The following is a 3,884-nucleotide window of genomic DNA, read 5'->3' on the forward strand; positions in this document are numbered from 1 at the left end:
GAAGGCCGCGCGCGGGGGCTCTGCCCCACGGACCCCCGCCCTCGCCGGGAGCAGGCCTGCACAGAGAGGGGGCGGGTACGAACGCGACGGTCAGCAGGTCTACCGCGACCTTCAGGACCGGTTTCACGGTTGCTGCCGGTCTGGCATATCACCGGCTAATCAGGTTGCACACCTCTGGCTATCGGGTGGTCAGATCAGCTGAGGGTGATCGGCACGTGTACCCAGCTAGCGTGCTCGCCCGCGATCATGTCCAGGGCCGCCCCTGGTGTCGCGGCCGAGCTGCGCGCCGTGGGCAAGGCATAGACCGATTGGCGGGTCTACCGCAGCTCTACAGCAGGCGGCCCGAGTCGGCGCCGGGTGAGGTTTCCGAGTCCGGCAGCAGCTCGTCAGCGGGGGATTCCGCAGGCCCGGTTGGCGGGTCTACCGCGGCTCTACCGATCGGCGCAGAGTGGACGGTGTGGGTTCGCGTCGGCGGACCGGCCGCCGTTGTGCTTCCTGTGGTGCTGCACTTCCCCGTGAGTCCGGTCCGCGCCGCCGCTACTGCGGCAACCGGTGTGCAGCTCGCGCCTACCGACACCGTGCTGCCGAGCGCCGACGCGAGCAGAACCGCCGCGAGCTCATGAGCGTGATGACCACGACCTACCGACTCCAGTCCGCCGGCGAACTCTCGGAGGGTTGGGTACCTGAGTCGATCACCTGCCCGGTGTGCGGGGTGTTCCTGTGGCCCGGCGTCGACCGGCGCGCCGATGCCCGCTACTGCTCGCAGGCCTGCCGATCCAAGGCCTACCGCCGCCGCCACCATGACGACCAGGCGTAGCGTTCGGCCGGATCTGCTACGGCTGTGCGTCACCTCGAGGTGCGGGACCTCGCCCCCGTATCTGCCCGCGCTGATCGCCCTCCAGATTCGGGACACACCCTCTGCACCATCGCGATTCCCTGGTGAGCAGCTGGTCAACGGTTGCTGTCGCAAGCGCCCGGCGGCTATCGGACTACGCGAAGACGGCGGCCATCTTCGGCCAGGCCGTCGAGCCATTCGAGTGCACTGGGCCAGCCTCGAGCCTGGATGTGTTCGAGCAGGGTGCGAATGCTGGAGAGGCGCAGTTGTCCACCTCCGCCGAGGGCCTGGAGGGCAGTCGCGCGGCGCTCCCAGATCTCGTCCGCCCGTTCTGGGTAGGAGATTTCGAAGCTCGGCAGATCGAGGCCGGCGGTCTCGTGGTAGTCAGCGTGTTTGGGGTCGGCGTCGAGCCACAGCAGCAGCATCACGGCCTCGCTGTGGTCGGTGTTGTCACGCCAGTACCGGATCTCGTCAGGGTCGATGTCAGCGGCACGTGCGGCCAGCTCGGCAACCAACGGCTTCGCTGCGGCCACGGTAGGCCCGTTGGTCCATCGCAGATGCCAACCGCCGTCGACCTTTTTCGGTGACCGTGATGACGGCCGCGGTCGTGATGGCCCGTCGTAGATCGCCTCCACTTTGACGTCGAGCTGCTCGCTGAGTGCAGTGGCCAGCTTGTGCATTTGTCGGGACTTCGAGACAGCCATCAGTCGACCACCTTCGACCAGCGTTGGTGTGCGGACTGGCGGGTCATACCAGCGGCGTCGCCGATATCGGTCCAGGAGGCTCCGTCCGCGCGGGCCTGACGCACAACGTCGTTGAGCCGGTCCTGGGCATCGTAGAACTCTCGTGCGGCCTGCACCACGGGCCACGCGGCTTTGCTCGGTGCGATGTGTCGTTCCCACTCGCGCATGGCGGCGTCCTCGAGCTCTTGGCTGGGGTCGCCGAATTCGCTGCTGTGGCCGCGTTGGCGGGAGATGTCTTCCTCGGCCGGTGTGCCGACGCGGGTCCAGAACGAGCCGCGCCAGCCGCACTCGCACATCGGGCGCCATCCGATCACCTCGGCCGGCGGGCGTGGGAACCACTCGTGGACGGGCAGCATGGACCCATCCGCGCGGCGGGTGATCAAAAAAGCGCCGTTTTCCCAGCCCCCACTCCATCGGTCGTCGGCGAACCACGCCGTGACATAGCCCTCGTGTTTGCCGTCGTCGGTCTGCCGACTCATATCGTCCCCTTCGATCACTGTCAGGATATCCTGACAGTCTATCAGGTGTCAGGACATCCTGACAGTCGATTCAGGGGGCTTTTTCTGGGTTCTGACCTCGGAAAACTTGGTGTGTCAGTCGGTGAGACCCGCTGCTGTGCGGATCTGCGGCGGCAGCAGGCCGACATCGATCCCGTTGCGAGTGCACGCTTCGCGGATGTATTCGGCGATGGTCTCCGGCGGGGTACCCCGCTGCATGGCGGCGTCCATTTCCGCGCTGAAATCTTGGAGCCGCAGCAGTGCTTTGTGTTCGGCGGCAGCCCAGGCGTAGGCGGCATCACGGGTGCGCTTGCGCCCGCGGGCTTCTTCGGGATCGCGACGCCGGCCACGAGCTGTCTCGTGTTCAGAGACGCGCACCTCTGCTTGTTCTTTGGTCGTCGGTGCCGCTGGCGCCACTGCGCCTGGTGCTGGAATCGAGGGGGCCGACCACACGGTTGCTCCTGCCAGCGCCGACTTCTTGCGTGGCGGCACCGGTGTCGTCATGCTGCTGCCTTCCCGTCGAGCAGGAGCGCGGCGAAGGGCTTCAGTACGTCTTCGCTGAGAACACGCAGTTTCGCGTCCTTGCCTTGATCGAGTCCGAGTCCAGCATCGAGGGTTTCGGTGATGCCGGTCCACAGCGGCACTCTGCGATCGAGCCATACCGGGACGCCAGGGAAATGGAGTGCGAACCCTTCGACCATCTCGTCGGCCCGCCTCTTTTCCGACGCGGTACCACGCCACTTGTTGACGATGCAGCCGGTGATCTCGAGGCTCGGATTGTGGTAACCGCGAACCCCGGCCAGAGTTGCCCCGAGCATCGCCAGACCATCGGAGGACCATCGATGCGGCTCGGCAATCAACACCGCGGCGTCGGCCGCGACCAACGAGTTCACGAGCAGCATCCCGAGTGCGGGGGCATTGTCGATCAGGACCAGGTCGTAGTCGCCGCGCACATGTGTCACGGCCTCACGCAGGCGCTGCTCGCGCCCGAACTGCGATGCGAGGATGTGCTGCTCGGCGACCGCGAGAGTCTGTCCTCCCGGTGCCAGATCCACGCCATCCCAAATCGTCGGCACGATGACCTCGCGCAGTTCGATTTTGGTTCCTGGGGTGATCGCGTCGGCGATGGTGATGTCGTCACCTGCCAACTCTGTTTTAGCCAGGGTGCTTGTGGCGTTGCCCTGCATATCCATGTCCAGGACGAGCACACGCGCACCGTAGTAGTGGCTCGCGGCGCGGGCCAGGCACAGCGTTGTCGTGGTCTTGCCGACGCCGCCCTTCTGATTCGCAAGCGCGATGATGCGGGCTTTGGACGGTGCAGCCATCTTTCAGGTCCTTGTCGCCGGGCAGCGCCCAGAGGTGGCCTGCCGCTTACCGTGCACGATCGCACACAGTCTGCCGATAGGGCGAGCGGACACGCGGACGCGTGGTCGGGTGGTCGCGTGTCCGCGTGGACGCGCGCCCCTGTGCGCGTGTATACGCGCGCGTACGCGCGTACGCGCGCCCACGAGTACGCGCGGCAGCCCGTACGCGCGAGCCCGTGGACGCGCGTCTGCGGGGGCGCGTGGACGCGCTAGATGCCCCGCATAGAGCACTGATTTGGATTGACTGCCAATCGAATTCGTCGGCGCGGCGAGTACATGAAAACGTGATCTTCATGGAAGGATCAACCACCAGCACACCCCGGGAGCAATTGGCCCGGACAAATGAAAAGCGCCCCTGAATCTTGGCCGATGCCGGGGCGCCTTTCGAAGTCACGAAAACTTCAGGGATCAGGATAACCCAGGAAACCTGGCGCCCCAAGCACCG

At 66.0% G+C, this 3,884-nt stretch carries 6 protein-coding genes; 2 read left to right on the forward strand and 4 right to left on the reverse strand.

Translation table 11 applies throughout. The features are described 5' to 3' along the window. Positions 1–308: 308 nt before the first annotated feature. Both AB0M74_RS35065 and AB0M74_RS35070 read left to right on the forward strand, forming a co-directional pair. Entirely contained in the window at positions 309–623 is a 315-nt protein-coding gene (locus AB0M74_RS35065) for a hypothetical protein (protein ID WP_366530610.1), read from the forward strand. 5 nt (positions 624–628) lie between these two features. After that, entirely contained in the window at positions 629–817 is a 189-nt protein-coding gene (locus tag AB0M74_RS35070; protein ID WP_366530611.1) for a hypothetical protein, read from the forward strand. Between the two features lie 164 nt (positions 818–981). Here the strand turns inward: AB0M74_RS35070 and AB0M74_RS35075 are convergent, their stop codons facing one another. From AB0M74_RS35075 to AB0M74_RS35090, 4 genes are all read right to left on the reverse strand, one after another. Beyond that, positions 982–1,539 carry a hypothetical protein gene (locus AB0M74_RS35075; protein ID WP_366530612.1) on the reverse strand — a complete coding sequence of 186 codons (558 nt, stop codon included), beginning with the start codon at positions 1,537–1,539 and terminating at the stop codon, positions 982–984. Then, positions 1,539–2,057: a hypothetical protein gene (locus AB0M74_RS35080; protein ID WP_366530613.1), complete on the reverse strand. Its 519-nt coding sequence runs from the start codon at positions 2,055–2,057 to the stop codon at positions 1,539–1,541. The genes AB0M74_RS35075 and AB0M74_RS35080 overlap by 1 nt, the downstream gene beginning before the upstream one ends. A 114-nt stretch (positions 2,058–2,171) precedes the next feature. Then, on the reverse strand, positions 2,172–2,579 hold the full coding sequence (locus AB0M74_RS35085; RefSeq protein ID WP_366530614.1) for a hypothetical protein: 408 nt from the start codon (positions 2,577–2,579) through the stop codon (positions 2,172–2,174). Beyond that, complete coding sequence (locus AB0M74_RS35090) at positions 2,576–3,400, reverse strand: AAA family ATPase (RefSeq protein WP_366530615.1); 825 nt, start codon at positions 3,398–3,400, stop codon at positions 2,576–2,578. The genes AB0M74_RS35085 and AB0M74_RS35090 overlap by 4 nt, the downstream gene beginning before the upstream one ends. Positions 3,401–3,884 lie beyond the last annotated feature (484 nt).

This window comes from Nocardia sp. NPDC051463, from assembly GCF_040681975.1.
Classification (GTDB): domain Bacteria; phylum Actinomycetota; class Actinomycetes; order Mycobacteriales; family Mycobacteriaceae; genus Nocardia.